The sequence below is a fragment of the Citrobacter sp. C5_2 genome, assembly GCF_014596845.2.
In the GTDB taxonomy this organism is placed as follows: Bacteria; Pseudomonadota; Gammaproteobacteria; order Enterobacterales; family Enterobacteriaceae; genus Citrobacter; species Citrobacter werkmanii.
Genome location: NZ_CP115032.1, coordinates 4,654,741 through 4,678,735, shown reverse-complemented (window position 1 = coordinate 4,678,735; position 23,995 = coordinate 4,654,741). Strand labels below are relative to the sequence as shown.

22 protein-coding genes and 1 pseudogene are annotated in these 23,995 nt (G+C 55.6%); 12 read left to right on the top strand and 11 right to left on the bottom strand.

The features are described from left to right. Window positions 1-196 precede the first annotated feature (196 nt). The 7 genes and pseudogenes from nrfA (at window position 197) to gltP (ending at window position 8,378) form a co-directional block, all read left to right on the top strand. The gene (nrfA, locus tag ICA20_RS22740) at window positions 197-1,633 is read left to right on the top strand and encodes an ammonia-forming nitrite reductase cytochrome c552 subunit (RefSeq protein ID WP_038636304.1); all 1,437 of its coding nucleotides are present in this window, start codon (window positions 197-199) and stop codon (window positions 1,631-1,633) included. A 44-nt stretch (window positions 1,634-1,677) separates the two neighbouring features. Then, window positions 1,678-2,244: a cytochrome c nitrite reductase pentaheme subunit gene (gene nrfB / locus ICA20_RS22735; protein WP_038636307.1), complete on the top strand. Its 567-nt coding sequence runs from the start codon at window positions 1,678-1,680 to the stop codon at window positions 2,242-2,244. Further along, complete coding sequence (nrfC, locus tag ICA20_RS22730; protein ID WP_038636309.1) at window positions 2,241-2,912, top strand: cytochrome c nitrite reductase Fe-S protein; 672 nt, start codon at window positions 2,241-2,243, stop codon at window positions 2,910-2,912. Before nrfB ends, nrfC begins: the two co-directional genes overlap by 4 nt. Further along, complete coding sequence (gene nrfD / locus ICA20_RS22725) at window positions 2,909-3,865, top strand: cytochrome c nitrite reductase subunit NrfD (protein WP_006688269.1); 957 nt, start codon at window positions 2,909-2,911, stop codon at window positions 3,863-3,865. The genes nrfC and nrfD overlap by 4 nt, the downstream gene beginning before the upstream one ends. An 8-nt stretch (window positions 3,866-3,873) precedes the next feature. Beyond that, a pseudogene (gene nrfF, locus ICA20_RS22720) lies at window positions 3,874-6,103 on the top strand (heme lyase NrfEFG subunit NrfF). Beyond that, window positions 6,100-6,720, top strand: a complete 621-nt coding sequence (gene nrfG / locus ICA20_RS22715) for a heme lyase NrfEFG subunit NrfG (protein WP_038636317.1) — start codon at window positions 6,100-6,102, stop codon at window positions 6,718-6,720. Before nrfF ends, nrfG begins: the two are co-directional and overlap by 4 nt. Window positions 6,721-7,064: 344 nt before the next feature. Further along, window positions 7,065-8,378, top strand: a complete 1,314-nt coding sequence (gltP, locus tag ICA20_RS22710) for a glutamate/aspartate:proton symporter GltP (protein WP_038636320.1) — start codon at window positions 7,065-7,067, stop codon at window positions 8,376-8,378. Window positions 8,379-8,431: 53 nt separating this feature from the next. On the opposite strand, the gene yjcO is transcribed toward gltP, so the two are convergent. Together yjcO and fdhF are read right to left on the bottom strand one after the other, a co-directional pair. Beyond that, window positions 8,432-9,121, bottom strand: coding sequence for a Sel1 family TPR-like repeat protein YjcO (yjcO, locus tag ICA20_RS22705; protein ID WP_038636323.1), 690 nt, complete (start codon window positions 9,119-9,121; stop codon window positions 8,432-8,434). A gap of 90 nt (window positions 9,122-9,211) precedes the next feature. Beyond that, complete coding sequence (gene fdhF, locus ICA20_RS22700; RefSeq protein ID WP_080700394.1) at window positions 9,212-11,359, bottom strand: formate dehydrogenase subunit alpha; 2,148 nt, start codon at window positions 11,357-11,359, stop codon at window positions 9,212-9,214. A 288-nt stretch (window positions 11,360-11,647) separates the two neighbouring features. On the opposite strand from fdhF, the gene ICA20_RS22695 reads away from it, so the two are divergent. Further along, window positions 11,648-12,379: a response regulator transcription factor gene (locus ICA20_RS22695; RefSeq protein WP_038636331.1), complete on the top strand. Its 732-nt coding sequence runs from the start codon at window positions 11,648-11,650 to the stop codon at window positions 12,377-12,379. Between the two features lie 3 nt (window positions 12,380-12,382). Here ICA20_RS22695 and ICA20_RS22690 read toward each other — a convergent pair whose 3' ends face one another. From ICA20_RS22690 to ICA20_RS22665, 6 genes are all read right to left on the bottom strand, one after another. Then, a complete protein-coding gene (locus tag ICA20_RS22690) occupies window positions 12,383-13,387 on the bottom strand; it encodes a carbohydrate kinase family protein (protein ID WP_129694884.1) in 1,005 nt (334 codons plus the stop codon). Continuing rightward, window positions 13,384-14,244 (bottom strand): ketose 1,6-bisphosphate aldolase, encoded by an 861-nt coding sequence (locus ICA20_RS22685; protein ID WP_038636338.1) that lies wholly within the window; start codon window positions 14,242-14,244, stop codon window positions 13,384-13,386. The genes ICA20_RS22690 and ICA20_RS22685 overlap by 4 nt, the downstream gene beginning before the upstream one ends. Before the next feature lie 14 nt (window positions 14,245-14,258). Then, the gene (locus ICA20_RS22680; RefSeq protein WP_038636341.1) at window positions 14,259-14,942 is read right to left on the bottom strand and encodes a D-lyxose/D-mannose family sugar isomerase; all 684 of its coding nucleotides are present in this window, start codon (window positions 14,940-14,942) and stop codon (window positions 14,259-14,261) included. 118 nt (window positions 14,943-15,060) lie between these two features. Beyond that, complete coding sequence (locus tag ICA20_RS22675) at window positions 15,061-16,002, bottom strand: ABC transporter substrate-binding protein (RefSeq protein WP_038636344.1); 942 nt, start codon at window positions 16,000-16,002, stop codon at window positions 15,061-15,063. A gap of 88 nt (window positions 16,003-16,090) precedes the next feature. Beyond that, window positions 16,091-17,086, bottom strand: coding sequence for a ribose ABC transporter permease (locus tag ICA20_RS22670; RefSeq protein WP_038636347.1), 996 nt, complete (start codon window positions 17,084-17,086; stop codon window positions 16,091-16,093). Beyond that, window positions 17,079-18,602: a sugar ABC transporter ATP-binding protein gene (locus tag ICA20_RS22665; RefSeq protein WP_038636350.1), complete on the bottom strand. Its 1,524-nt coding sequence runs from the start codon at window positions 18,600-18,602 to the stop codon at window positions 17,079-17,081. Before ICA20_RS22665 ends, ICA20_RS22670 begins: the two co-directional genes overlap by 8 nt. 114 nt (window positions 18,603-18,716) lie before the next feature. Between ICA20_RS22665 and ICA20_RS22660 the strand changes: the two genes are divergently transcribed. The 4 genes from ICA20_RS22660 (at window position 18,717) to ICA20_RS22645 (ending at window position 22,199) form a co-directional block, all read left to right on the top strand. Further along, complete coding sequence (locus tag ICA20_RS22660; RefSeq protein WP_038636353.1) at window positions 18,717-20,981, top strand: hybrid sensor histidine kinase/response regulator; 2,265 nt, start codon at window positions 18,717-18,719, stop codon at window positions 20,979-20,981. Between the two features lie 69 nt (window positions 20,982-21,050). Next, window positions 21,051-21,380 (top strand): DDRRRQL repeat protein YjdP, encoded by a 330-nt coding sequence (gene yjdP, locus ICA20_RS22655; protein WP_038636356.1) that lies wholly within the window; start codon window positions 21,051-21,053, stop codon window positions 21,378-21,380. A gap of 155 nt (window positions 21,381-21,535) precedes the next feature. Then, entirely contained in the window at window positions 21,536-21,838 is a 303-nt protein-coding gene (locus ICA20_RS22650; RefSeq protein ID WP_038636359.1) for a type II toxin-antitoxin system RelE/ParE family toxin, read from the top strand. Between the two features lie 19 nt (window positions 21,839-21,857). Then, entirely contained in the window at window positions 21,858-22,199 is a 342-nt protein-coding gene (locus tag ICA20_RS22645; protein ID WP_038636361.1) for a HigA family addiction module antitoxin, read from the top strand. A gap of 51 nt (window positions 22,200-22,250) precedes the next feature. Here the strand turns inward: ICA20_RS22645 and phnP are convergent, their stop codons facing one another. The 3 genes from phnP to phnN are packed head-to-tail and all read right to left on the bottom strand — an operon-like array spanning window position 22,251 to window position 23,993. After that, on the bottom strand, window positions 22,251-23,009 hold the full coding sequence (phnP, locus tag ICA20_RS22640) for a phosphonate metabolism protein PhnP (RefSeq protein ID WP_038636364.1): 759 nt from the start codon (window positions 23,007-23,009) through the stop codon (window positions 22,251-22,253). 8 nt (window positions 23,010-23,017) lie between these two features. After that, the gene (gene phnO / locus ICA20_RS22635) at window positions 23,018-23,452 is read right to left on the bottom strand and encodes an aminoalkylphosphonate N-acetyltransferase (RefSeq protein WP_038636367.1); all 435 of its coding nucleotides are present in this window, start codon (window positions 23,450-23,452) and stop codon (window positions 23,018-23,020) included. Further along, the gene (gene phnN / locus ICA20_RS22630) at window positions 23,439-23,993 is read right to left on the bottom strand and encodes a ribose 1,5-bisphosphokinase (RefSeq protein WP_038636371.1); all 555 of its coding nucleotides are present in this window, start codon (window positions 23,991-23,993) and stop codon (window positions 23,439-23,441) included. Before phnN ends, phnO begins: the two co-directional genes overlap by 14 nt. Window positions 23,994-23,995 lie beyond the last annotated feature (2 nt).

The following is a 23,995-nucleotide window of genomic DNA, read 5'->3' as shown; positions in this document are numbered from 1 at the left end:
GTGGTTTGAGGGGGTAACTAACTCTAAAGTGGTATTTTACATACACTTACAATTGATTAAAGACAACATTTTCAGTGTGGTTTCTTGTTACAAATTGGGGGGAGCAATGTCATGACAGTATTCGTGTGGTTGCTGTTATGGAAAACAATAAAAGAACCGCCATTGCAGATAATGGCGTCATCTGGATGAGACCCCTATGGCAAGGACAAAATCACGCGTACGCCGTTTCTTCAGCCTGTTATTACCTTTATTATTTATCTCTGCTGTTCACGCTGAACAAACTCCTGTACCCGCAAAGACCGTCACCGTTGAAGCGAAGAATGAAACCTTCGCCCCTCAGCATCCCGATCAATACCTCTCCTGGAAAGCCACGTCTGAGCAATCAGCCCGTGAAGATGCGCTGGCAGAAGATCCGCGTCTGGTGATCCTGTGGGCGGGATATCCATTCTCGCGCGATTACAACAAACCGCGCGGGCACGCGTATGCGGTGACCGATGTACGTGAAACCTTACGTACCGGCGCACCTAAAACAGCAGAAGACGGCCCGCTGCCGATGGCTTGCTGGAGCTGTAAAAGCCCGGATGTGGCGCGTCTGATCCAGAAAGACGGTGAAGATGGTTACTTCCACGGTAAATGGGCGCGCGGCGGTCCGGAAATTGTTAACAACCTCGGTTGTGCAGATTGCCATAACACCGCGTCGCCGGACTTCGCCAAAGGCAAGCCTGAGCTGACGCTGTCGCGTCCTTACGCTGAGCGCGCGATGGAAGCCATCGGCAAACCGTTTGAGAAAGCTGGTCGCTTTGATCAGCAATCCATGGTCTGCGGCCAGTGCCACGTGGAGTACTACTTCGACGGTAAGAACAAAGCCGTTAAGTTCCCGTGGGATGAGGGCATGAAAGTCGAGAACATGGAGAAATACTACGACACCATCGCCTTCTCTGACTGGACTAACTCTCTGTCCAAAACCCCGATGCTGAAAGCGCAGCACCCGGAATATGAAACCTGGAGCGCGGGCATTCACGGTAAGAACAACGTGACCTGTATCGACTGCCACATGCCGAAAGTGCAAAACGCGGAAGGTAAGATCTATACCGATCACAAGATTGGTAATCCGTTCGATAACTTCGCCCAGACCTGTGCCAACTGCCATACCCAGGACAAAGCGTCCCTGCAAAAAGTGGTCGCCGAGCGTAAACAGGCCATTCATGACCTGAAAATCAAGGTTGAAGATCAACTGGTACATGCGCACTTCGAAGCGAAAGCCGCATGGGATGCGGGTGCGACCGAAGCGGAAATGAAGCCGATTCTGGAAGATATCCGTCACGCACAATGGCGCTGGGACCTGTCTATCGCCTCACACGGTATTCACATGCATGCGCCGGAAGAAGGTCTGCGGATGCTGGGTAGCGCAATGGATAAAGCCGCCGACGCACGTACCAAACTGGTTCGTCTGCTGGCGACCAAAGGCATCACGCATGAAATCCCGTTACCGGATATCTCTACCAAAGAGAAAGCCCAGGCGGCGATTGGTCTGAACATGCAGCAAATCAATGCTGAGAAGCAGGACTTCATCAAAACGGTGATTCCGCAGTGGGAAGAGCAGGCGCGTAAAAACGGTCTGTTAAGCCAATAACCCCATTTCGCCCCGTAAGGGGCGGATAACTCAACGGAGTGAATATGAGCGTATTACGTTCGTTATTAACTGCTGGGGTGCTGGCGTCAGGCCTGTTCTGGAGCCTGAGTGGAATCACTGCCACGCCAACGCCGCAGGAGTCGGATCAACGCTGGACGGTTACTCAGCAGCGTAATCCGGATGCTGCCTGTCTGGATTGTCACAAGCCGGATACCGAAGGCATGCATGGTAAACATGCGCAAGTCATTAACCCGAACAACAAACTGCCGGTCACCTGCACCAACTGTCACGGCCAGCCGTCACCGAACCACCGCGAAGGGGTGAAGGATGTGATGCGCTTTAATGAGCCAATGTACAACGTGGAGCAGCAGAACAGCGTCTGTATGTCCTGTCACCTGCCTGAGCAGCTGCAAAAAGCGTTCTGGCCGCACGATGTCCACGTCACAAAAGTGGCGTGCGCCAGCTGTCACTCACTGCATCCGAAGCAAGACACGATGCAGACGCTAAGCGATAAAGGACGGATCAAGATTTGCGTCGATTGCCACAGCGATCAGCGTAACAATCCGAACTTTAATCCGGCGTCGGTTCCGTTGCTTAAGGAGCATCCATGAGTTGCTCTCGTCGCCAGTTTATCACCGGCGTCGGCGCGCTGGTGGCAGTGAGCGGGACGGCGGGACGCGTTGTGGCGAAGACGCTGAATATCAACGGCGTGCGTTACGGAATGGTACACGATGAGTCATTATGCATCGGCTGCACGGCCTGCATGGATGCTTGTCGGGAAGTCAACAACGTACCGGAAGGCGTATCGCGTCTGACGATTATTCGCAGCGAGCCGCAGGGGACGTTTCCTGATGTGAAATATCGCTTTTTCCGCCACTCGTGCCAGCATTGCGACCATGCCCCCTGCGTTGACGTCTGCCCGACGGGGGCATCGTATCGCGATGCCGCCAACGGCATTGTGGATGTGAACCCTGATCTTTGCGTTGGCTGTCAGTACTGTATCGCCGCGTGTCCTTATCGCGTGCGCTTTATCCATCCGGTGAGCAAAACGGCGGATAAATGCGATTTTTGCCGGAAAACCAACCTGAAAGCGGGCAAACAGCCCGCCTGCGTTGAGTCATGCCCGACGAAGGCGCTGACGTTTGGTAATCTGGACGATCCCAACAGCGATATCTCCCGTTTGTTGCAGCAGAAAACCACCTATCGTTACAAGCTGGCGCTGGGCACAAAACCGAAGGTCTACCGCGTTCCCTTTAAATATGGGGAGGTGAGCCAATGACACCCGCTTCTGCATTTCATTTTGAATCACTGGTGTGGGACTGGCCCATCGCCATCTATCTGTTTCTGATTGGCATCTCCGCCGGACTGGTTACGTTGGCGATTCTGCTGCGTCGCTTCCATCCTGAGGCGGGCGGTTCGGACAGCACGCTGCTGCGCACCACGCTGGTGTTAGGGCCGGGGGCGATTATCTTCGGTCTGCTGATTCTGGTATTCCACCTGACGCGGCCATGGACCTTCTGGAAACTGATGTTCCACTACAGCTTCACCTCGGTGATGTCGATGGGGGTCATGCTGTTCCAGTTGTACATGGTGGTACTGGTGCTGTGGCTGGCAAAAATCTTTGAAAAAGAGGTGATTGCCCTGCAACAACGCTGGCTGCCGCGGTTAGGGATCGTGCAGAAAGCGTTGACGCTGATAACGCCGTTCCACCGTGCACTGGAGACGTTAATGCTGGTGCTGGCGGTTCTGCTTGGGGCGTACACCGGGTTTTTGCTCTCGGCGCTGAAGTCCTACCCGTTCCTGAATAACCCGATCCTGCCGGTCCTGTTCCTGTTCTCCGGGATCTCCTCCGGCGCGGCGGTGGCGCTGATCGCCATGGCGTTACGCCATCGTAGCAACCCGCACAGCACTGAAGCGCACTTTGTGCATCGCATGGAGGTCCCGGTGGTATGGCTGGAGATCTTCCTGCTGGCGGCGTTCTTCGTCGGCCTGGCGCTGGGCGATGACGGCAAAATGCGCGCGCTGGCGGCGGCGCTGGGCGGCGGATTCTGGACCTGGTGGTTCTGGCTTGGCGTGGCTGGGCTTGGGCTGATACTGCCGATGCTGCTAAAACCCTGGGCCAACCGCAGTTCGACGTTTCATGGCGTATTGGCAGTCTGCGGCGCCAGCCTGACCGGCGTACTGCTGCTGCGCTTTTTCATTCTCTATGCGGGTCAGCTAACCGTTGCGTAAGGTGATATCTGGACGTTCTCCTTCCTGAAGCCGGTTTTCTGGCACTGTTATTAAGCCTCGGGGTCAATGTGTTGACCCCGCTTGCCGTGCTGATGGGGATTCGCCAGCGCTGGCAGGGCGTGATGCGCCTGGCAAGCGTGGGCGTGTGGGCGCAGTTTGCGCTACTGCTGCTGGCTTTTGCCATTCTGGTATTCTGCTTTCTGACCAGCGACTTTTCGGTGGTCTATGTTGCCCAGCACAGCTACAGCCTGCTGCCGTGGGGATTAAAACTGGCGGCGGTGTGGGGCGGCCATGAAGGCTCGCTGCTGCTGTGGGTGCTGTTTCTTTCCGGCTGGAGCGCGCTGTTCGCTTTGTGCTATCGGCGTGATTCTGATCCACTGTTTCCGCTGACGCTTAGCGTCCTGTCGCTGGTGACGGCCCTGTTACTGCTGTTTGTGGTGGTCTGGTCCGATCCCTTCGTACGTATTTTCCCGCCTGCTATAGAAGGACGGGACCTTAACCCGATGCTGCAACATCTTGGGTTAATCCTCCACCCGCCGCTGCTGTACCTGGGTTACGGTGGTTTGATGGTAGCCGCGGGCGTGGCGCTGGCCTCACTGCTGCGCGGTGACTTTAACGCGCAGAGCGCCTGGGTGTGCTGGCGCTGGGCGTTGCCCGGCTGGTGCGCGCTGACGCTGGGGATAATCCTCGGTTCCTGGTGGGCCTACTGCGAGCTGGGCTGGGGGGGGTGGTGGTTCTGGGACCCGGTCGAAAATGCCTCCTTATTACCTTGGCTCTCTGCCAGCGCGTTGCTGCATAGCCTGTTTGTCACGCGTCAGCGTGGGATCTTCCGCCACTGGTCGCTGCTGCTGGCGATCGTCACGCTGATCTTATCGCTGCTGGGGACGCTGATTGTGCGTTCCGGCATTCTTGTTTCGGTACATGCCTTTGCGTTGGATAACGTGCGCGCCGCGCCGCTGTTTGCGCTGTTTAGCGTATTGAGTCTGGCGTCGCTGGGGTTGTACGCCTGGCGAGGCCAGCAAGTTCGCCAAAGTGCGCGTTTTGGCGGCTGGTCGCGCGAGATGCTGATTCTGGTCGCGCTATTACTTTTTTGCGCGGTGCTACTGATTGTGCTGATTGGCACGCTCTATCCGATGATTTACGGGTTGTTCGGCTGGGGAAGGCTCTCCGTTGGCGCGCCGTACTTTAACCGTGCCACGCTGCCGTTTGGGCTGCTGATGCTGCTGGTTATCGTGCTGGCAACGATCAGAAGCCGCAAAGTCTCTTTGCGTTGTCAGCTTCCCGCACTGCTGGCGCATACCGGGGTATTGGTGCTTGCGGCTGGGATCGTCTTTTCCAGCGGTAGTCGTCAGGAGATAAGCCTGAATCTGAGCCCTGGGCAGCAGGTCGCGCTTGCGGGCTACATTTTCCGTTTTGAGCGTCTCGACCTGGAAGCCAAAGGCAACTACACCAGTGAAAAAGCGCTGATCACGTTGTGGCAAAATGAGCAGCGTATCGGTAGCCTGCAGCCCGAAAGGCGCTTCTATGCCGCGCGTCGTCAACAGATGATGGAGCCGGGTATCCGCTGGAATCTGATGCATGACTGGTACGCGGTGATGGGCGAAAAAACCGGACCGGACCGTTACGCCATGCGCTTATACGTGCAGTCTGGCGTGCGCTGGATCTGGGGAGGGGGATTGTTGATGGTGTTTGGCGCGCTGCTGAGCGCATGGCGAGGGAGGAAGCATGATGCGTAAATTAATCACAGCGTTGCCGGATGGCGGCGTAAACGCCTTATCCGGCCTACAGGGGGCGCAAACCGTAGGCCGGATAAGCGTAGCGCCATCCGGCAGAACGTTTTTACTCTTAACGATCCTCCAGTTTTTCATTACTTTCACTACCCATGCCCAGGTGGTGGACACATGGACGTTTGCCAACCCGCAGCAGCAGGAGAAAGCGCTGTCTATTGCCAGTCAGTTGCGCTGTCCGCAGTGTCAGAACCAGAACTTGCTGGAATCCAATGCGCCCGTGGCGGTCAGTATGCGCCATCAGGTTTACAGCATGGTTGCCGAAGGTAAAAGCGAAGCGGAAATCACCGCCTGGATGACCGAGCGTTACGGTGATTTCGTGCGCTACAACCCGCCGTTGAATAAGCAAACGCTGCTGTTGTGGGCGCTGCCGTGCCTGCTGTTATTGCTGGTGGGCGTGGTGGTCTGGCAGGTGAGGAAGCGTCAGCGTGCGCAGGAGGATGAACAATGAGCCAGGCCGAACATTCCACTGCGCCGTTACGTCCCATGCCCGTGAAGCGGCTGGCTGCTGCGGCGGTGCTGATGGTGGTGGCCTGCATCGGCGGTTACCTGTTAACGCCAAAATGGCAGGCGGCACGTCAGGAGCAGGCGCGTCTGGCAGACCCCTTACATGCTTTTTCTGATGAAAATATTCAGGAAAAACAGCTATTTTCTCTGCAATCGCAAATTCGTGCGAATCCGCAGGACGCAGTGAAATGGGCGCAACTGGGTGAGTACTATCTGTGGCAAAACGCGTATCATAATGCGCTGCTGGCCTACGAGCAGGCGCTGCGTATACGCGGTGAAAACGCCGAAATCTATTCCGCGCTGGCGACGGTGCTGTACTATCAGGCCGGGCAACATATGACGCCGCCCACCCGCGAGATGATTGATAAGGCTCTGGCGCTGGACCCGACAGAGGTCACTGCGCTGATGCTGTTAGCTTCCGATGCGTTTATGCAGGCAGACTACGCTCAGGCTATCTCAGTGTGGCAAAAGGTTATGGATTTAAACTCGCCGAGGGTGAATCGGGTACAGCTCATTGACTCTATTAATATGGCGAAGTTGTTGCAGAATCGGCAAAAATAAATTTGTTTTATTTGCGATTTGTATCATTTTGCCTGTTTAAAAAACAGGCAAACGAACAAGCGAGCAAAAAAAACTCATGCCCTGACTTCTTCATTTTTGAACATATTAAAATTCTTTTATAACAAAAAGTTATTCATCATTATCCCGATAAAATTGCATTTTTATGCAAATAATCAGCAAAAGGCCCTGTTCTCAGAGGGTTGCGCTGAATGCCATGCAGATGATAATGATAATAAGCGTTAAAAAACTCCATAAACGAACGCAACACAAATCATACCCTTTCAGTATGTACTATTCCCACACGCTGCATGTGGAATAGCGCTCCATCGAGGAAGTCCGTTGTTATGAAAAATTTGAAAGTCAGCCTGGCATGGCAGATTCTAATCGCTATGGTGCTGGGCATTCTGCTAGGGAGTTACCTGCATTACCATAGTGACAGTCGTGAATGGCTGATTGTAAACCTGCTGTCTCCGGCGGGCGATATCTTTATCCACCTGATCAAAATGATCGTCGTGCCGATTGTCATCTCTACGTTGATTGTCGGCATAGCCGGGGTGGGCGATGCCAAACAGCTGGGCCGTATTGGCGCCAAAACGATTATCTATTTCGAAGTGATCACCACCGTGGCGATTATCCTTGGTATCACGCTGGCGAATGTGTTCCAGCCCGGTACCGGGGTTGATATGTCGCAGCTGGCAACCGTCGATATTTCGAAATATCAGAGCACCACCGCAGAAGTACAGAGCCACGCGCATGGCCTGATGGGCACGATTTTGTCACTGGTGCCGACCAACATCGTCGCGTCGATGGCAAAAGGCGACATGCTGCCGATTATCTTCTTCTCGGTACTGTTCGGTTTAGGTCTGTCTTCTCTGCCGGCAACTCACCGCGAGCCGCTGGTTACCGTGTTCCGCTCGATCTCCGAAACCATGTTTAAAGTGACGCACATGGTGATGCGTTACGCGCCAGTCGGGGTTTTTGCGTTGATCGCCGTTACCGTTGCGAACTTCGGTTTTGCCTCCCTGTGGCCGCTGGCGAAGCTGGTGCTGTTGGTGCATTTCGCCATCCTGTTCTTCGCGCTGGTGGTGCTGGGGATCGTCGCGCGCATCTGCGGTTTGAGCATCTGGATCCTGATCCGCATTCTGAAAGACGAGCTGATTCTGGCCTACTCGACCGCCAGTTCTGAGAGCGTGCTGCCGCGTATTATTGAGAAGATGGAAGCCTACGGCGCGCCGGCGTCAATCACCAGCTTTGTGGTGCCGACCGGTTACTCATTCAACCTTGATGGCTCAACGCTGTACCAGAGTATCGCCGCTATCTTTATTGCGCAGCTGTACGGTATCGATCTGTCGCTGTGGCAGGAAATCGTGCTGGTGCTGACGCTGATGGTGACCTCAAAAGGGATTGCGGGCGTGCCGGGCGTATCGTTTGTGGTGTTGCTGGCAACGCTTGGCAGCGTGGGGATCCCGCTGGAAGGTCTGGCGTTTATTGCCGGTGTTGACCGTATCCTCGATATGGCGCGTACTGCGCTGAACGTGGTGGGTAATGCGCTGGCCGTGCTGGTTATCGCCAAGTGGGAACACAAATTTGACCGCAAGAAAGCGCTGGCCTATGAGCGCGACGTGCTGGGCAAATTTGATAAGACTGCTAATCAGTAATTAATGACAGATTGCCGGATGGCGCTTGCGCCGCCATCCGGCAATGCAAACCATTAGCCGTTGGCTAACTTATCAAACTCTTCGCAGCCGGTATCGAATCCTTCCATACAGCTCAGATTCAACCAGTGCAGCGCTTTCTGTTTATTCTTCTCGATAAAACCCTGCTCGCCGTTTAAGAACATCATCCCGGCCCAGTATTCGGAATACCCGGTGCGGGAAATAGCTGAACTACGCTTGAAATACCACGTCGCTTTCTCATCGTCAGCAGGAATACCGACGCCGTTGGCGTAAATCAGTCCGAGCAGCATTTGCGCGTCGACGGCGGAGTCATTTTCCAGATCCTCGGAGGCGTTTTGCAGCAAGGTAATGGCTTTGGGGTAATCGGTGCGGCCTGCCTGGGTGTTCACCAGAATACGCGCCAGCGTAATTTCCCCGGCCTTACTGCCCGCCTGCGTCGCTTTTTCCGCCAGCGTTTTGGCCTGAGGGTAATCCAGACTGACCGGGTTGGTTATCTTAATTTGCGCCAGCAAAGCATATGCATCCGCATCACCGTTGTCGGCGGCTTTTTGCGCCCAGTATTCGGCTTTGCTTAAATCGCCTGAACTGAACCAGGTATCGGCGAGGAAATACTGCGCGCGTCGGTCACCTGCCTCTGCTGCCTGTAGATACTGGCTTCCGGGTTCAGTATCACTGGCATGGGCAAAGAATGTCACGAAGAACATCAATGCAAGAAGTTGTTTCATTTTGAGTTTTATTTAGGGTACGGAGTAGACAGTATAAAGAGATCGCGTGCATAAAAAAACGGCCTCCGAATGGAGGCCGTAGGCTCAGGCTTAACCCATCGCGCTTTCGCGCAGGCTGGCTTTCAGCTTGGTGTACTCATCAATAACATACTGCTCGGCAGCGCGCTGATCGGCAATGCGTTCAACGTTAACGGCACAGTATTTGTACTCTGGCGTTTTGGTAATCGGGCTTAAGTTCTCGGTTACCAGTTCATTACATGCCCCAATCCACCACTGGTAGGTCATGTAAATCGCGCCTTTGTTTGGACGATCGCTGACTGCCGCGCGGGTAATAACCCGGCCTTTACGTGAGTTAACCCACACCAGATCTTCATCCTGAATACCCAGACGCTCTGCGTCAGCGGTGTTGATCTGGGCATAGCCCGGCTCATCCGCCAGCGCGGCCAGCGCCGCACAGTTACCGGTCATCGAACGGCAAGAGTAGTGGCCGACTTCACGCACCGTCGACAGTACCATCGGGTACTCCGGGGTGAGTTTGTCGATTGGCGCTACCCAGTCGCAGGTGAAGAACTGCGCCAGGCCGTTCGGGGTGTCAAACTTCTCTTTGAAGAGGTAAGACGTACCCTGGTCGGCATCTGAGGTGTCGCGGCAAGGCCACTGGATATAACCCAGTTCGCCCATTTTCTCGTAAGTGGCGCCGTAGAAATCCGGGCACAGATGACGCAACTCATCCCAGATTTCCTGGGTGTTGTTGTAGTGCATCGGGTAGCCCATACGGGTGGCGATTTCACTGATAATCTGCCAGTCCGTTTTCAGATCCCACTTCGGCTCAACGGCTTTAAAGAAGCGCTGGAAGCCACGGTCCGCCGCAGAAAAGACGCCTTCATGCTCGCCCCATGACGTAGACGGTAAAATAACGTCTGCGGCAGCGGCGGTTTTGGTCATGAAGATATCCTGCACGATGACCAGTTCCAGATCCTCAAAGCCTTTGCGCACTGCGGAGAGCTCAGCATCGGTCTGTAATGGATCTTCACCCATAATGTACGCCGCGCGCACTTCGCCATGCGCTGCACGGTGCGGCAGTTCGCTGATGCGATAGCCGGTATGCGCAGGCAGGCTTTCCACACCCCAGGCTTTAGCGAATTTCTCGCGGTTTTCCGGGAATTTCACGTACTGATAGCCCGGATAGGTATCCGGCAGCGCGCCCATGTCGCATGCGCCCTGAACGTTGTTCTGGCCACGAACCGGGTTAACGCCCACGCTTGGCTTACCGAGGTTACCGGTCAGCATCGCGAGGCTGGTCAGTGAACGCACGGTTTCAACACCCTGATAGAACTGGGTTACACCCATGCCCCACAGAATTGCCGCGCTTTTCGCCGTGGCGTACATACGTGCAGCCTGACGAATATCGTGCGCGCTAACGCCCGTGATATCTTCGACAGACTCCGGCGTATAGCCTTCGACAATCTTGCTGTACTCTTCGAATCCTTCCGTACGGGAGGCGACGAACGCCTGGTCGTACAGTTTTTCTTCGATGATGACATGCCCCATGGCGTTGAGCAGCGCGATGTTCGAGCCGTTTTTCAACGCGATGTGCATGTCGGCAATACGCGCGGTTTCAATTTTGCGCGGATCGCAGACGATAATTTTCGCCCCGTTACGTTTAGCGTTAATCACGTGATTCGCCACGATCGGGTGGGAATCCGCCGGGTTATACCCGAAGATGAACACTAATTCCGTGTTATCAATTTCATTGATAGCATTACTCATTGCGCCGTTACCGACCGATTGGTGCAGACCTGCAACCGAAGGGCCGTGTCAGACGCGAGCGCAGCAGTCGACGTTATTGGTACCAATAACGGCGCGCGCGAATTTTTGCATTACATAGTTGGTTTCGTTACCTGTACCACGAGATGAACCGGTCGTCTGAATAGCGTCCGGGCCGTACTTCGCTTTGATGGCGCTCAGGCGATCGGCGACGTAATTCAGCGCTTCATCCCAGGAAACAGATTCCAGTTTGCCGCCACGCTGGCGACGGATCATTGGGGTTTTCAGACGAGGGGTCAGGATCTGGGTATCATTAATAAAATCCCAGCCATAGTAGCCCTTCAGACACAGGGTACCCTGGTTGGTTTTCCCCTGCGCCGCCTCAGCCCGGACGATTTTGCCGTTATCGACCATCAGGTTGATTTTGCAACCTGATGCGCAATATGGGCAAACCGTGACGACTTTTTTCATCGGTCTCGCTCCAGTTAATCAAATCGCGCATACGCGCTTGTCGCTTTGCTTATGCATCTTTTATGCCATGTTTTTTTCAGGGGCATTAGTCGATATTACGGGCGATTTTTGGTCAAAACTCTGACGAAAAACAGGCTGTCGTCATATTTGACGTGACGAATCTCCAATACGTGACGGTCCGGCAGTGTGACCGAGGTTATGTTTCCCGCACAACCTTGTGCCTTATCGCTGTCACTCTGTGCAGAATCAATCACACTCATTTAAGTTGGCCAGAAATGGGGAAAAACAATGAAGCCAGCCATACTGGTTGTGGATGATGACGAGGCTGTCTGCACGCTATTACAGGATGTGCTGAGCGAGCACGTCTTTGCAGTGAGCGCGTGCCATAGCGGACAGGAGGCGCTGCGCTGCATTGAGACTCAGCCGGATATCGCTCTGGTATTGCTGGACATGATGTTGCCCGATATCAACGGTCTGATGGTGCTGCAGCAGGTGCAAAAGATGAGGCCCGGATTACCGGTAGTCATGCTGACGGGCTTAGGTAGCGAATCGGATGTGGTGGTCGGGCTGGAAATGGGCGCTGACGACTATATTGGGAAACCGTTCAATGCGCGGGTGCTGGTGGCACGGGTAAAGGCGGTGCTCAGACGTGTGGGCGTGTTAACGGCAGAAAGCGGCGGTTCACAGACTACGGGGCTTTCCTTTAATGGCTGGCATCTGGATACCGCCGGTTGCCAGTTACATAACCCTCAACAACTGAAGGTGGAGCTGACGCAGGGTGAGTACAATCTGCTGCTGGCGCTGGCGCAAAACGCTCGTCGGGTGCTCAGCCGCGAGCAATTGCTGGAACTGACGCGCAGCGACAGCGTTGAGGTGTTTGACCGCACCATTGATGTGTTAATCATGCGGCTGCGGCGCAAAATAGAGAACAACCCGCACCAGCCAATGCTGATCAAAACCCTGCGCGGGCTGGGCTATGTGTTTGCCGCCGATGTGCAGCATCACGATAAGGCGGCGTGAGCGTCAGCCATCAGCCATAGTCGCTTTTAACTCTGTCAGCGTTTTCGCACCATCTATCGCGTTGGCGCACAGCAGGCTTGCGCGCGCGCAGGCGTGCGCCAGTCTGATACTGTCTGACAGCGACCAGCGCTCATGACAGCCATACAAAAATCCGGCGCAAAACGCATCTCCTGCGCCGACGCTGCCGACAATCTCTTCTTGCGCCAGTAACTGTGACGGTATCCAGACGCCCGGCAGATCCGGTTCTTCACCCCAGGCGCCTTCCGGACAGTGAATCACCACCCGCTGGCGCACGCCTGCATCCAGCAGTTCGCGCGCGGCGGTAGCGATATGGGGAATATGCAGCTCGCCGTTGGGCTGGCGAATCTCCAGCCCGCTGAACTCTCCGGCCTCCAGCTCGTTAATCACCAGATAGTCGAGATGGCGCAGGGCCGGCATCACCAGAGGCTGGTAGCGCGGGTCGCCCTTACGCGATACCAGATCCAGGGACGTTTCAAAGCCGTTGTCGCGCATTTGCGCCAGCAGCCGTGCGCTACGCGTCCCGTACTCCTCATCCGGCTTGTCCAGACTGTCGAGCAGCAGCAGATAGCCAAGATGGAAGATTTTCATCGAGGTATCCAGTTGCTCAAAGGCGGGTAAGTCCAGTAGTCGATTGGCGCCGGGCGAGTGAAAAAAGGTTCGCTGCCCGCTGGGGTCGGTCATCACCTGCGACATCGACGTGGGGGCGAATGTGGTGCGCTGCACATGCTGGCGATTAACGTGATACTGCTCCAGCATCGCCATGATGTAGTCGCCGTCGCTGTCCTGACCGATTAACCCCACCGCCTGCAGCGGCAATCCGGTGTGCATTTTCGCCAGCGTCAGCAGCACGTTCAGCGGCGCACCACCCGTGGCGCGTTCGCTTCGAGTGATTTCCGCCAGCCAGCCGCGTTCCGGCCATTGCACAATTTGATGGACATGATCGACCAGCATGTTGCCTGCGGCGATAACGCCTTTGCGTTCCATCAGACCTGCCCCGCGCTGCCAAAAATGCGCATTTGTTCTGAAACGGTATCGGTAATGGCCTCTTCAATAGCCAGCAGCAGTTCGGCAAACTCGTCGTACAGCGGCTGGCGATTGGCCATCCGTGACTCTACCGCTGTCAGCGCCGCCTGCGACATGCCGGTGTAGAAGTTGATTTTGTGAATACCGAGTTCAATTGCGCGCTTGAAATCGTTATTGCTGATGCCGGAGCCGCCGTGCAGTACCAGCGGGATCGCCGCCTGCTGGCGAATAGCGTCCAGACGCGGAAAGTCGAGCACCGGTTCGCCTTTATATTTGCCGTGCGCATTGCCAATGGCGACCGCCAGCGCGTCAATTCCGGTTCTGTCGACGAAATCACGCGCCATCATCGGGTCGGTAAACAACGATTCGTCAGCATGACCGTACAGCGCGCCGCCTTCATCGCCACCCACTGCGCCCAGTTCGGCTTCCACCGAGACGCCGATGGCGTGGCACATCTTCACCACTTCGCGGGTCTGGCGGATATTTTCTTCATACTCCAGCGTGGAGCCATCGAACATCACTGAACTGAAACCTAAGCGTAGCGCCCGCACCACTGACTCAAAGTGCAGGCCGTGGTCAAGGTTCAGCACCACCGGAATGTCGTGCCTGGCGGCTTCAAATTTGACCGCTTCGACCAGAGAATCCAGCGAGATATATTTAAAATGTACTTCGGCGATGTTGATAATGAACGGCGAACGTTCCTGTTTAGCCGCGGCAAACAGGGCGCGCAGGAAATGCGAGTCCAGAACGTTAAATGCGCCTAAAGCATAGCGGTGCTCACGGGCATGGGCGAGGCCATCGGCGAGAGATATCAACGGCATAATGCGCTCCTTGGTTAGCGGAACAGGCGATACTCGTTACACAGCACCAGCTGCGCCGGTTCATCTTCTTCAATGTCGTTATAACGGGTGATAGGGTGCAGAAAATGGTTATCGTGGTCGTCGTCATTAACAGATGAGACCTCGCCAACCAGCACGTCGCCAAAACCTTTTTCCGCCCAGAAGCTGTGATACAGGCCCGGCGGCAGGCAGATGCTCTCCCCCGGCGTCAGGCGTAGTTGGCTGCCCGCGGCATGGGTTTGCCGACAGCCGTCAATCACCACGTTCACGTCGCTGTCCTCTGTTTGCTCCCGGAGCCCCGCATTCCACAGTTCCACAATTAAATTACCGCCGCCACGATTGATAATGTCTTCGCGTTTGCGCCAGTGAAAATGCATCGGCGTGACCTGCGCCTCGCGAACATGCATGATTTTCTCGGCGTAGCATTTCTCGTAAGGCATACCTTTCGGCGAGCCATTACGCAGGGTGAACAGCGTTAACCCTTGCGCGGCGAAATTGTTGCCGCCAAATGCGGTGACATCCCAACCGAGCTTAAGGTCGAAAACTTCGCTCCAGGCAGAGGCATCAAGCTTGCGCCATTGGGTCGGCGGGAAACTGGCGAAAGGGGGGAGGTGCACGTCGTGCAGAGAAAAAAACTGGCGCGTGTGGCCAAGGATTTCGTTTATTGCGGAGCGTTTCATCGCAGAATTCTCCTTAGAATAATGCCGGATGGCGCTGCGCTTCTCCGGCCTACAAATTGATACCGACCTTGTAGGCCGGAGAAGGCATTTTGCCGCTATCCGGCGTTGCTGTGGCGGGTTATTTCACCGTCCAACCTTTATAATTGGCAACGTTGTTTTTATCGATCATTGTTACCGGGATCAGCACGGGCTCTTTTGGGGCGGGTTTCCCCTGCAGTATGTCATAGCCGATCTCGACCGCTTTGGCAGCCATCACCTGCGGATCTTGTGCTGGCGTCGCCACAAATAATGAGTTTTCGCGCTTCAGCGCCTCTTCACCGTCTGGCGATCCGTCGACGCCGACAATAAAGAATTCGTTACGCTGCGCCTGTTTTGCCGCCAGATCGGCACCGATCGCCGTGGGATCGTTAATGGCGAATACACCGTCGATCTTCGGATTTGCCGCCAGCAGCGCGGTCATGATCTCCAGCCCGCCCTCGCGGCTGCCTTTGGCGTTTTGGTTATACGACAGCACTTTGATGTCCGGATGGCGTTTGAACTCGGTCTGGCAACCTTCCACACGGTTCTGGACGGCGGAAACCGGCGGTCCGTTGATGATGATGACGTTGCCTTTCCCTTTCAGACGGTCGGTAATGTATTTGCAGGCCATTTCACCCGCCTGAGTGTTATCGGAGGTGATGGTCGCGTCTGCGCCTTCCGCCGCCACGTCAACGGCCACCACCACAATCCCGGCGTCTTTCGCGCGTTTTACCGCCGGACCGATGCCTTTGGAGTCCGCGGCGTTAAGGATGATCATGTCGACTTTGGCGGCAATAAAGTTGTCGATCTGCGACACCTGTTGCCCGAGATCGTAGCCGCTGGAGACCAGCGTCACTTTGACGCTATCACCCGCCAGCTTTCGTGCTTCCAGCTCCGCGCCTTTGGTTATTTGCACGAAGAACGGGTTCGCCAGGTCGCCCACCGTAACGCCGATCGATTTCAGTTCTTTTGCCTGCACAAACGGAGCTGCAGCAAGCAGTGCGCCAGCACAGAGCGCGGTCACTAATGGCTTCAAACGCATACTCGTTTCCTCACGTAGGGTATTGTTGTTATACGCCTGATGGCGCTGCGCTTATCAGGCCTGCGAAGGGGTAGGCCAGTAAGCTTGTCTATGCACTTTGATGATGTCGGGTACGGTATTTGTCGATCAGCACCGCTATGATGATCACCGCCCCTTTGATCACCAGTTGCCAGAAATAGGAGACGCCCATCAGCGTCATGCCGTTGTTGAGCGTAGCGATGATCAGCGCCCCCACCAGCGTGCCGGTGATGGTGCCGATCCCGCCGACAAAGCTGGTGCCGCCGAGGATCACCGCCGCGATGGCGTCCAGCTCGTAACCCATACCTAAGTTGCCGTTGGCGCTGTACAGCCGCGAGGCGCTCATCACCCCGCCCAGACCTGAAAGCAAACCGCTGATGCCGTAGACGAACAGCAGCACCAGCCATACTTTGATCCCGGTTAAGCGTGCGGCCTGCATGTTGCCGCCGACCGCGTAGATATGAACGCCGAGCGTGGTGCGGCGCAGAATAAACCAGCACACCACCACCACCGCCAGCGCAATGACTACCAGCCACGGAACCGGGCCGAGATAGTTGTTGCCGATCCATTCAAAACTGATGTTGGAGTTAATCACCGTGGTGCCATCGGCCAACAGATAGGCCGCGCCGCGCAGCGCAGTATAGGTTCCAAGCGTGACGATAAACGGCGGAAGCCCGGCAAAAGCCACCAGCGCACCGTTAAACAGCCCCAGCACCAGGCCGAGCATCAGCGCCGCCGGAATCGACAGCATGGCAAACTCAGGAATAAGAGAAACGACCATCGCCGCAACGGCGGTGGTGCCGAGAATCGAGCCAACTGAGAGATCGATCCCGCCGGTCAAAATGATGAAGGTCATGCCAGCCGCCAGCACGATGTTGATCGAGGCCTGGCGGGTAATATTCAGCAGGTTGCTTTCGGTGAAAAAGTTGGGCGCGATAAAGCCAAATACCGCCACAATCAGGATCAAAATCGGCAAGATACCGACTGTTTGCATCAGATCGCTCATCAGCATCTTTTTTGCGGTGGTGGATTTCGCCACCTGCTGGGGAGTGGTTGGATTATTCATGGGACACCGCCTGATGATGGGAGTCGTTCACGCCGGTCGCCAGCGTCATAATATTTTCCTGGGTAATACTCTGTCCGTTCAGCTCGCCGGCAATGCTGCCTTCGCGCATGACGTACACGCGATCGCTCATGCCAACGACTTCCGGCAATTCGCTGGAGATCATCAGGATCGCCACGCCTTTGCGCGCCATGTCGTTCATGATCCGGTAGATCTCGCTTTTCGCGCCAACGTCTACCCCGCGCGTGGGTTCATCGAGGATCAAAATGCGTGGGCCGATCGCCACCCAGCGCGAGATCAACAATTTTTGCTGATTACCGCCGGACAGCCCACCTGCGCGTACCTGCGCGTGCGGAACGCGAATGTTGAGCAGTTTGATAGCGTCATCGGAAATGGCCTGCGCCTTTTTACGATCGAGCATGCCCCAGTTGGCATCGCGCTCCAGCGTCGCCATCGTGATGTTCTCTGCTGCCGCCAGTTCTAAAAACAGCCCCTGTTCTTTGCGGTTCTCGGTCAGAAAGCCGATGCCGTGATCAATCGCCTCGCGCGGGGAGTGGATCACCACCGGTTCACCGTCTACTTCAATCATGCCGCCGACGGCTTTACGCACGCCAAAAATCAGTTGCGCCAGTTCGGAGCGCCCGGCGCCAACTAACCCGGCGAGGCCGACGATCTCCCCGGAGCGCACCAACAAGCTGCACGGCTGGACTTTATGACCGTCGGTCAGGTGGTGGACGTTGAGGCGCGCTTTACCTAAGGGAATATCGCGCTCTTTGTTGAACAGATCGCTTAGCGGACGGCCCACCATCATGCGCACCAGTTCAGGGGCGTTGAGCTTGTCGCGGGTCAGGCTACCGACGTATTGCCCGTCGCGCAGGACGCTGACGCGATCGGAAAGTTCGTACACTTCGGCCATGCGGTGGCTGATGTAAATAATCGCCATCCCTTCATCGCGCAGGCGCATGATCAGTTCGAACAGGCGGTGGGTTTCACGTGAGGAGAGGGCGGCGGTGGGTTCATCCATCACCAGAATGCGGCTGTTACGGTGCAGAGCGCGGGCGATTTCCACCTGCTGCTGTTCGGCGATGGTCAACGTCATCACGCGATCGCTGGCCTTAAACTGGGCGCCGAGTCGGTCGATGACTTTCTGCGACTGCAGCACCATCTCTTTACGCTGGACCAGACCGCCGCGCGACAGCTCGCTGCCAAGAAAGATATTTTCCGCCACCGTCAGGTTGGGCGCCAGCTGCATCTCCTGGTAAATCAGCGTGATGCCCGCGCTGAGCGCATCTTTTGGCCCACGAATGTGGAACGGCTGACCATCAATCAGGATCTCGCCGCTGGTGGCGGTGTAGGCGCCCGCGAGGATTTTCATCAGCGTGCTTTTCCCCGCGCCATTCTCGCCCATCAGGGCATGAATCTCCCCCGGCCAGACGGTTAAATCGACCCCTTTCAGCGCGTAAAATTTGCCAAACGCTTTGGCAATGTTGCGCATCTCCAGAACCGGTGTCCTGCTCATAGCGGATCTCCTGTGGGGTGGCCGATATCAGCAGTCCATCACAGGAATGTAAATGCAAAATGTCAGAAGCCGTTCATATTTGTCATATTGCGATTTTTCTTCACGGAGCGTGATATGCCGCAACCGGGACGTCACTTTTTCGCCAGTGCGCGCGGACGATTACTGTTCTTCAATCTGCTGGTGGTGGCGGTCACGCTGATGGTGAGCGGCGTGGCGGTGCTGGGGTTTCAGCATGCCAGTCAAATTCAGGAGCAGGTACAGCAGCAAACCGTTGATGACATGACCGGCAGCATGAACCTGGCGCGTGATACGGCGAACGTAGCAACGGCGGCGGTGCGACTGTCGCAGGTGGTCGGCGCGCTGGAATACAAAGGTGAAGCGGAGCGGTTGCAGGAGACCCAGCGGGCGCTGAAGCATTCGCTGCAACAACTGGCTGGCGCCCCGCTGGCGCAGCAGGAGCCGGTGCTGGTCGAGCGCATTATCCAGCGCAGCAATGAGTTACAAAGCAGTGTGGAAGGTATGTTGCAGCGCGGACAGCGGCGGCATCTGGAACGTAACGCGCTGCTCAGTTCGCTGTATCAGAATCAAAGCTATTTGCGCCATCTGCAAACGCTTACCGGCGCGCAGGATGACATGCTGCTGGGGCAAATAGACCGCTTGATCGTTGCCGCCATTGAGACTCCCACGCCGCGATCGGTAGTGAAACAACTCGACAGCGTGGTGAGCGCGCTGCCTTTACATCATTCCAGCCCGTTGATAAGCAGAATCCTCAACGATTTCAATCAGGAACTGCATAAGCTGGAGCCGCTTTCTTCCGCGCTGGAGCAGAGCGATCTGGCGATCAACTGGTATATGTTTCATATCAAAGCGCTGGTGGCAATCCTTAATAGTGATATCAATCAATATGCCTCGCAGGTGGCGCTGATTTCTGAGCAGCGGGTGGCGCAAAGCCATCAGGAACTGCAATCCGGCGCGTTGTTTATTATGGTGTTTGCGTTGCTGGCCGTAGTGATTACCGGTTTTGCCGGTTGGTATATCTATCGCAACCTCGGCTCTAACCTGACGGCAATTTCGCAGGCGATGACCCGGCTGGCGCACGGTGAATCGGACGTCAGCGTTCCGGCCCTGCAACGGCGCGATGAGCTGGGCGAACTGGCCCGCGCTTTTAGTGTCTTTGCCCGTAACACCGCTTCGCTGGAGCACACCACCCGATTACTTAAAGAAAAAACCAGCCAAATGGAAATCGACCGCACCGAGCGCCAGGAACTGGAAGAGGCGCTGCTGCACAGCCAAAAGCTGAAGGCGGTGGGGCAACTGACGGGCGGATTAGCGCATGATTTCAATAACCTGCTGGCGGTGATTATTGGCAGTCTGGATCTGGTGAACCCAGACTCACCTGATGCGCTGCGGGTCAATCGGGCCCTTAAAGCCGCCGAGCGCGGGGCGCTACTTACCCAGCGGCTACTGGCCTTTTCGCGCAAGCAATCTTTGCATCCCCACGCGGTGGAGCTGAAAACGCTGCTGGAAAACCTGGGCGAACTGATGCGTCATTCGCTCCCGGCCACGCTGACGCTGGAGATTGAAGCCCAGTCTCCCGCCTGGCCCGCGTGGATTGACGTCAGCCAACTGGAAAATGCCATTATCAATCTGGTGATGAACGCCCGTGACGCCATGGACGGGCAGGCGGGCACGATTAAAATCCGTACCTGGAACCAGCGGGTCACGCGCAGCGATGGGCGTAAGCAGGATATGGTGATGCTGGAGGTCGCCGACCAGGGCTGCGGGATGTCGCAGGAGGTGAAAGCTCAGGTCTTTGAACCGTTTTTCACCACCAAACAGACCGGCAGCGGCAGCGGGCTGGGGTTATCAATGGTCTACGGCTTTGTACGTCAGTCCGGCGGGCGTGTGGAGATTGAAAGCGCTCCCGGGCAGGGAACGACGGTCAGGTTGCAGCTTCCTCGCGCCGTAGTACCGGTACAGGCTGAGGCAGAACCGATAGCGGAACACGCGGCTAATAGTGGCGAAAAACTGGTGCTGGTGCTTGAGGACGAGGCTGATGTGCGCCAGACGTTGTGTGAGCAATTACACCTGCTGGGCTACCTGACATTAGAAGCCGCCAACGGGGAACAGGCGATGCATATGCTGGCAGCTTCATCCGAGATTGATATTTTTATCAGCGACGTCATGCTGCCCGGTGGTTTAAGCGGCGTGGATGTGGTTAATCATGCCCAGGCACATTATCCGCAACTGAACATCCTGCTGATGAGCGGTCAGGATTTGCGTCCGGCCCATAACCCGGCGCTGCCGGATGTGGCGTTATTGCGTAAACCCTTTACCCGCACAGAACTGGCGCAAGCGCTGCGGCATTCGCGTAATTGAGATTCCTCCGCTACCCGCGCAAATTCGCTTTGATTACCGTGGGGCGAGTTTCTCGATGAGGCTGGTTTTATGCAACGCTCCGCGACATTCTTACTTTTCTATCTGCTGATGATGACCACCGTTTCGGCGCAGGCGGATATTATCGATGATGCCATCGGCAATATTCAGCAGGCGATTAACGACGCATACAAACCGGACAACGGGCGGGATTATGATGACGCTCGTGATGAAAGCTGGCAGCGTCAGATGAGTGACGATCGGCGCAGGCAGTATGATAATCGCCGTCGCCAGTTTGAAGACCGACGTCGCCAACTGGATGACCGTCAGCGTCAGCTTGATCAGGAACGGCGTCAGTTAGAAGACGAAGAACGCAGAATGGAAGAGGATTATGATCGTTAGCATCTAACTCCCCAATATGCGTGATAATTTTACTTCCGGTATGAAAGTTACCATTGAGCCCAACACACCAACTTAATGTTAATCAATGCACTTGAGCACAGTGCATCTATGCACTACAATCTCTTTATGCTTATGCAAAAGGTGTTGGCAATGGAATGTCTAAATCATTAAATATCAGAAATTTTCGGGATACATGGCTTGAAGATTTTTTTGAGCGGGCAACACCGCACAGAAAAATACCCGCGGATATTCACACCGCATTAGCCAGAAAGCTGGATATCATCAATGCGGCGGTTTCGCATCGGGATTTGCGCTCGCCGCCAGGGAATAGATATGAAGAGTTAACCGGAAAGTTACAGGAATATTCTTCAATAAGAGTAAATAAGCAGTACCGATTAATATTTAAATGGGTTAACGGTAAGGCCGAAGATGTGTACTTAGACCCACACATCTACTAGAAAAATGTAAGGTAACGATATGAAACAGGCAACCAGAAAACCAACTACTGTGGGTGATGTCCTGCAATATGAATACCTGGAGCCGCTCGATCTGAAAATTAACGATCTAGCTGAAATACTGCATGTTCACCGTAATACGGTGAGCGCACTGGTCAATAATAATCGCAAATTAACAACGGATATGGCATTTCGCCTGGCGAAAGCGTTTGATACCTCCGTTGATTTCTGGCGTAACCTACAGTCGGCGGTTGACCTGTGGGAAGTTGAAAATGACATGCGGGCGCAAGAAGAACTGAACCGTATTATGTCTGTTAAAGACTTTGTCGCGCAGCGAAATGTCGCCACTAAGAAAGTCGCCTGATAGGCTGCTTATAGGCCGGAGCAGGTGTTTCACAGCGTCCGGCAAATCTCGCTAATCCAGCACAATCTCCATCCCGTCATATCCTGCTTCGATGCCTGTCGGCAGCGGATTTTCCATCAGCCACAGATCAAACTGATGGCTGATATGCGTCAGGATAACCCTTGGACAGCGGATAACCTCGTTCAGCGCGATGACGGTATTGAGATCGCAATGATTGCGCGGCGGTTCGGCGCGCGGGGCATGGCTGCAGTCGATGATAATCACCTGTGGTGGGTTATTGTGGAGAAACTTCAGCGTCTTATCGGGAAGCCCGGCGGTGTCGGAGAGCCACGCCACCCGGCAGTGCGCGGTCTCGAACAAATAGCCAAACGTCAGCTTTGAATGGTTGAGCGGCAGCGGCGTCACCTGCAACCCTTGCAGGTCAAATACCACGAACGGCGCAACGGTATGGCTAAAATCGAGAATACCGGGATGCTTAAACAGATCGTCGCAACCCTGCTCATCCGGTGGGCCGTACACCGGGATGCTCGCCCCCACGCCCCAGCGCAACGGAAACAGTCCTTGCACATGATCCATATGATAGTGGGTCAGCAGAAATTGCTGAAAGCTGCCCGCTGGCCAGTCGTCCATCAGATGCGGGATCCCCGCGTCCAGCAGGGTTACCGCATGATTGAATTTGACCACCCCGCTACAGGGGCGTCGACGGTATTGCGCCTGTACGCGCGCCCGCTGACAGGCCGCGCAGTCGCAGCCAAATGCCGGCACCAGCTGCGCGCCGCCGGTTCCCGTCAGCGTAATGGTCAGACTCATGACTCCCCCTACAACGGTTTGGTGAAGCGGAAATGGCTCTGGGTATAGCCTTCGCGCTGGTAGAAACGGTGCGCGTTAAGGCGTTGGGTGCTGGTGGAAAGCTCGGTCATTTCTGCGCCTGCTTCGCGCGCGGTGGCTTCGGCCCAGGCCAGTAGCTGACTGCCTACCGTTAATCCTCGCGCCTGTGGCATCACCACCAGTTCCTGAATCTCGCCAATCCAGTTGGCGTGGTGCAGATGAAACTGCAGGTGCAGACCGATCAAGCCGACGACTTCTCCGTCGAGCAGCGCCAACTGGTAGTGCATATTAGGATCTTGCAGATTCGCGGCGTATCCGGCGCTAAAGGTCTGGCGATCGAATTGTCCCTGCTTGAGTTCACAGATAAGCGCGTAAACCGCATCGGTATCGTAGAGCGTGGCGCGGCGTAATTCACAGACAGACATGTTTCTTCTCCTTGCGTCCCATCAGTGCGAGCAGTGTATCGACAGACTGTAGCAAACTGCCATCATTGTTGAGGACGTGGCAGTCATACGGCGCGTAGCGTGCCGCGCGTTCAAGGCGGGCGGCGATTTCCGTTTCACTCTCCCGCCCACGCGCCTGCAGACGCTGCCGTAGAATCGCTGGGGAAACCTGTAAGCAAATAGGAAGTAACGACGCGCCATAACGAGCCTGCGCCTGGGGCAGATGGGCGCGCGATCCGTTGACCACCACATCAAAACCGGCGTGCAGCCAGAGGTCAATCTCCACGCCCACGCCGTAGTAGAAGCCGTTTGCATGCCAGCTCAGCGCCAGCAGATTCTGCCCGGCGCGGGTAAAAAACTCTTGTTCGCTCAGCGCAATATGGTTTTCATTCCCGGCGTTGGCGGCGCGGGTGATGTATCGATGCGCCACCAGCAGTTGCGCGGGTTCCTGCAGGCGGAGTTCCGCCAGCAGACTGTCCTTACCAGAGCCGGATGGCCCCATCAGCCAGATCAGTTTCCCCATAG

Bases quoted from the DNA above. Each gene is read 5' to 3' on its own strand.
- nrfA (WP_038636304.1), top strand. From the start codon at position 197: ATGGCAAGGACAAAATCACGCGTACGCCGTTTCTTCAGCCTGTTATTA.
- nrfB (WP_038636307.1), top strand. From the start codon at position 1,678: ATGAGCGTATTACGTTCGTTATTAACTGCTGGGGTGCTGGCGTCAGGC.
- nrfC (WP_038636309.1), top strand. From the start codon at position 2,241: ATGAGTTGCTCTCGTCGCCAGTTTATCACCGGCGTCGGCGCGCTGGTG.
- nrfD (WP_006688269.1), top strand. From the start codon at position 2,909: ATGACACCCGCTTCTGCATTTCATTTTGAATCACTGGTGTGGGACTGG.
- nrfG (WP_038636317.1), top strand. From the start codon at position 6,100: ATGAGCCAGGCCGAACATTCCACTGCGCCGTTACGTCCCATGCCCGTG.
- gltP (WP_038636320.1), top strand. From the start codon at position 7,065: ATGAAAAATTTGAAAGTCAGCCTGGCATGGCAGATTCTAATCGCTATG.
- yjcO (WP_038636323.1), bottom strand. From the start codon at position 9,121: ATGAAACAACTTCTTGCATTGATGTTCTTCGTGACATTCTTTGCCCAT.
- ICA20_RS22695 (WP_038636331.1), top strand. From the start codon at position 11,648: ATGAAGCCAGCCATACTGGTTGTGGATGATGACGAGGCTGTCTGCACG.
- ICA20_RS22685 (WP_038636338.1), bottom strand. From the start codon at position 14,244: ATGCCGTTGATATCTCTCGCCGATGGCCTCGCCCATGCCCGTGAGCAC.
- ICA20_RS22680 (WP_038636341.1), bottom strand. From the start codon at position 14,942: ATGAAACGCTCCGCAATAAACGAAATCCTTGGCCACACGCGCCAGTTT.
- ICA20_RS22675 (WP_038636344.1), bottom strand. From the start codon at position 16,002: ATGCGTTTGAAGCCATTAGTGACCGCGCTCTGTGCTGGCGCACTGCTT.
- ICA20_RS22670 (WP_038636347.1), bottom strand. From the start codon at position 17,086: ATGAATAATCCAACCACTCCCCAGCAGGTGGCGAAATCCACCACCGCA.
- ICA20_RS22665 (WP_038636350.1), bottom strand. From the start codon at position 18,602: ATGAGCAGGACACCGGTTCTGGAGATGCGCAACATTGCCAAAGCGTTT.
- ICA20_RS22660 (WP_038636353.1), top strand. From the start codon at position 18,717: ATGCCGCAACCGGGACGTCACTTTTTCGCCAGTGCGCGCGGACGATTA.
- yjdP (WP_038636356.1), top strand. From the start codon at position 21,051: ATGCAACGCTCCGCGACATTCTTACTTTTCTATCTGCTGATGATGACC.
- ICA20_RS22650 (WP_038636359.1), top strand. From the start codon at position 21,536: ATGTCTAAATCATTAAATATCAGAAATTTTCGGGATACATGGCTTGAA.
- ICA20_RS22645 (WP_038636361.1), top strand. From the start codon at position 21,858: ATGAAACAGGCAACCAGAAAACCAACTACTGTGGGTGATGTCCTGCAA.
- phnP (WP_038636364.1), bottom strand. From the start codon at position 23,009: ATGAGTCTGACCATTACGCTGACGGGAACCGGCGGCGCGCAGCTGGTG.
- phnO (WP_038636367.1), bottom strand. From the start codon at position 23,452: ATGTCTGTCTGTGAATTACGCCGCGCCACGCTCTACGATACCGATGCG.
- phnN (WP_038636371.1), bottom strand. From the start codon at position 23,993: ATGGGGAAACTGATCTGGCTGATGGGGCCATCCGGCTCTGGTAAGGAC.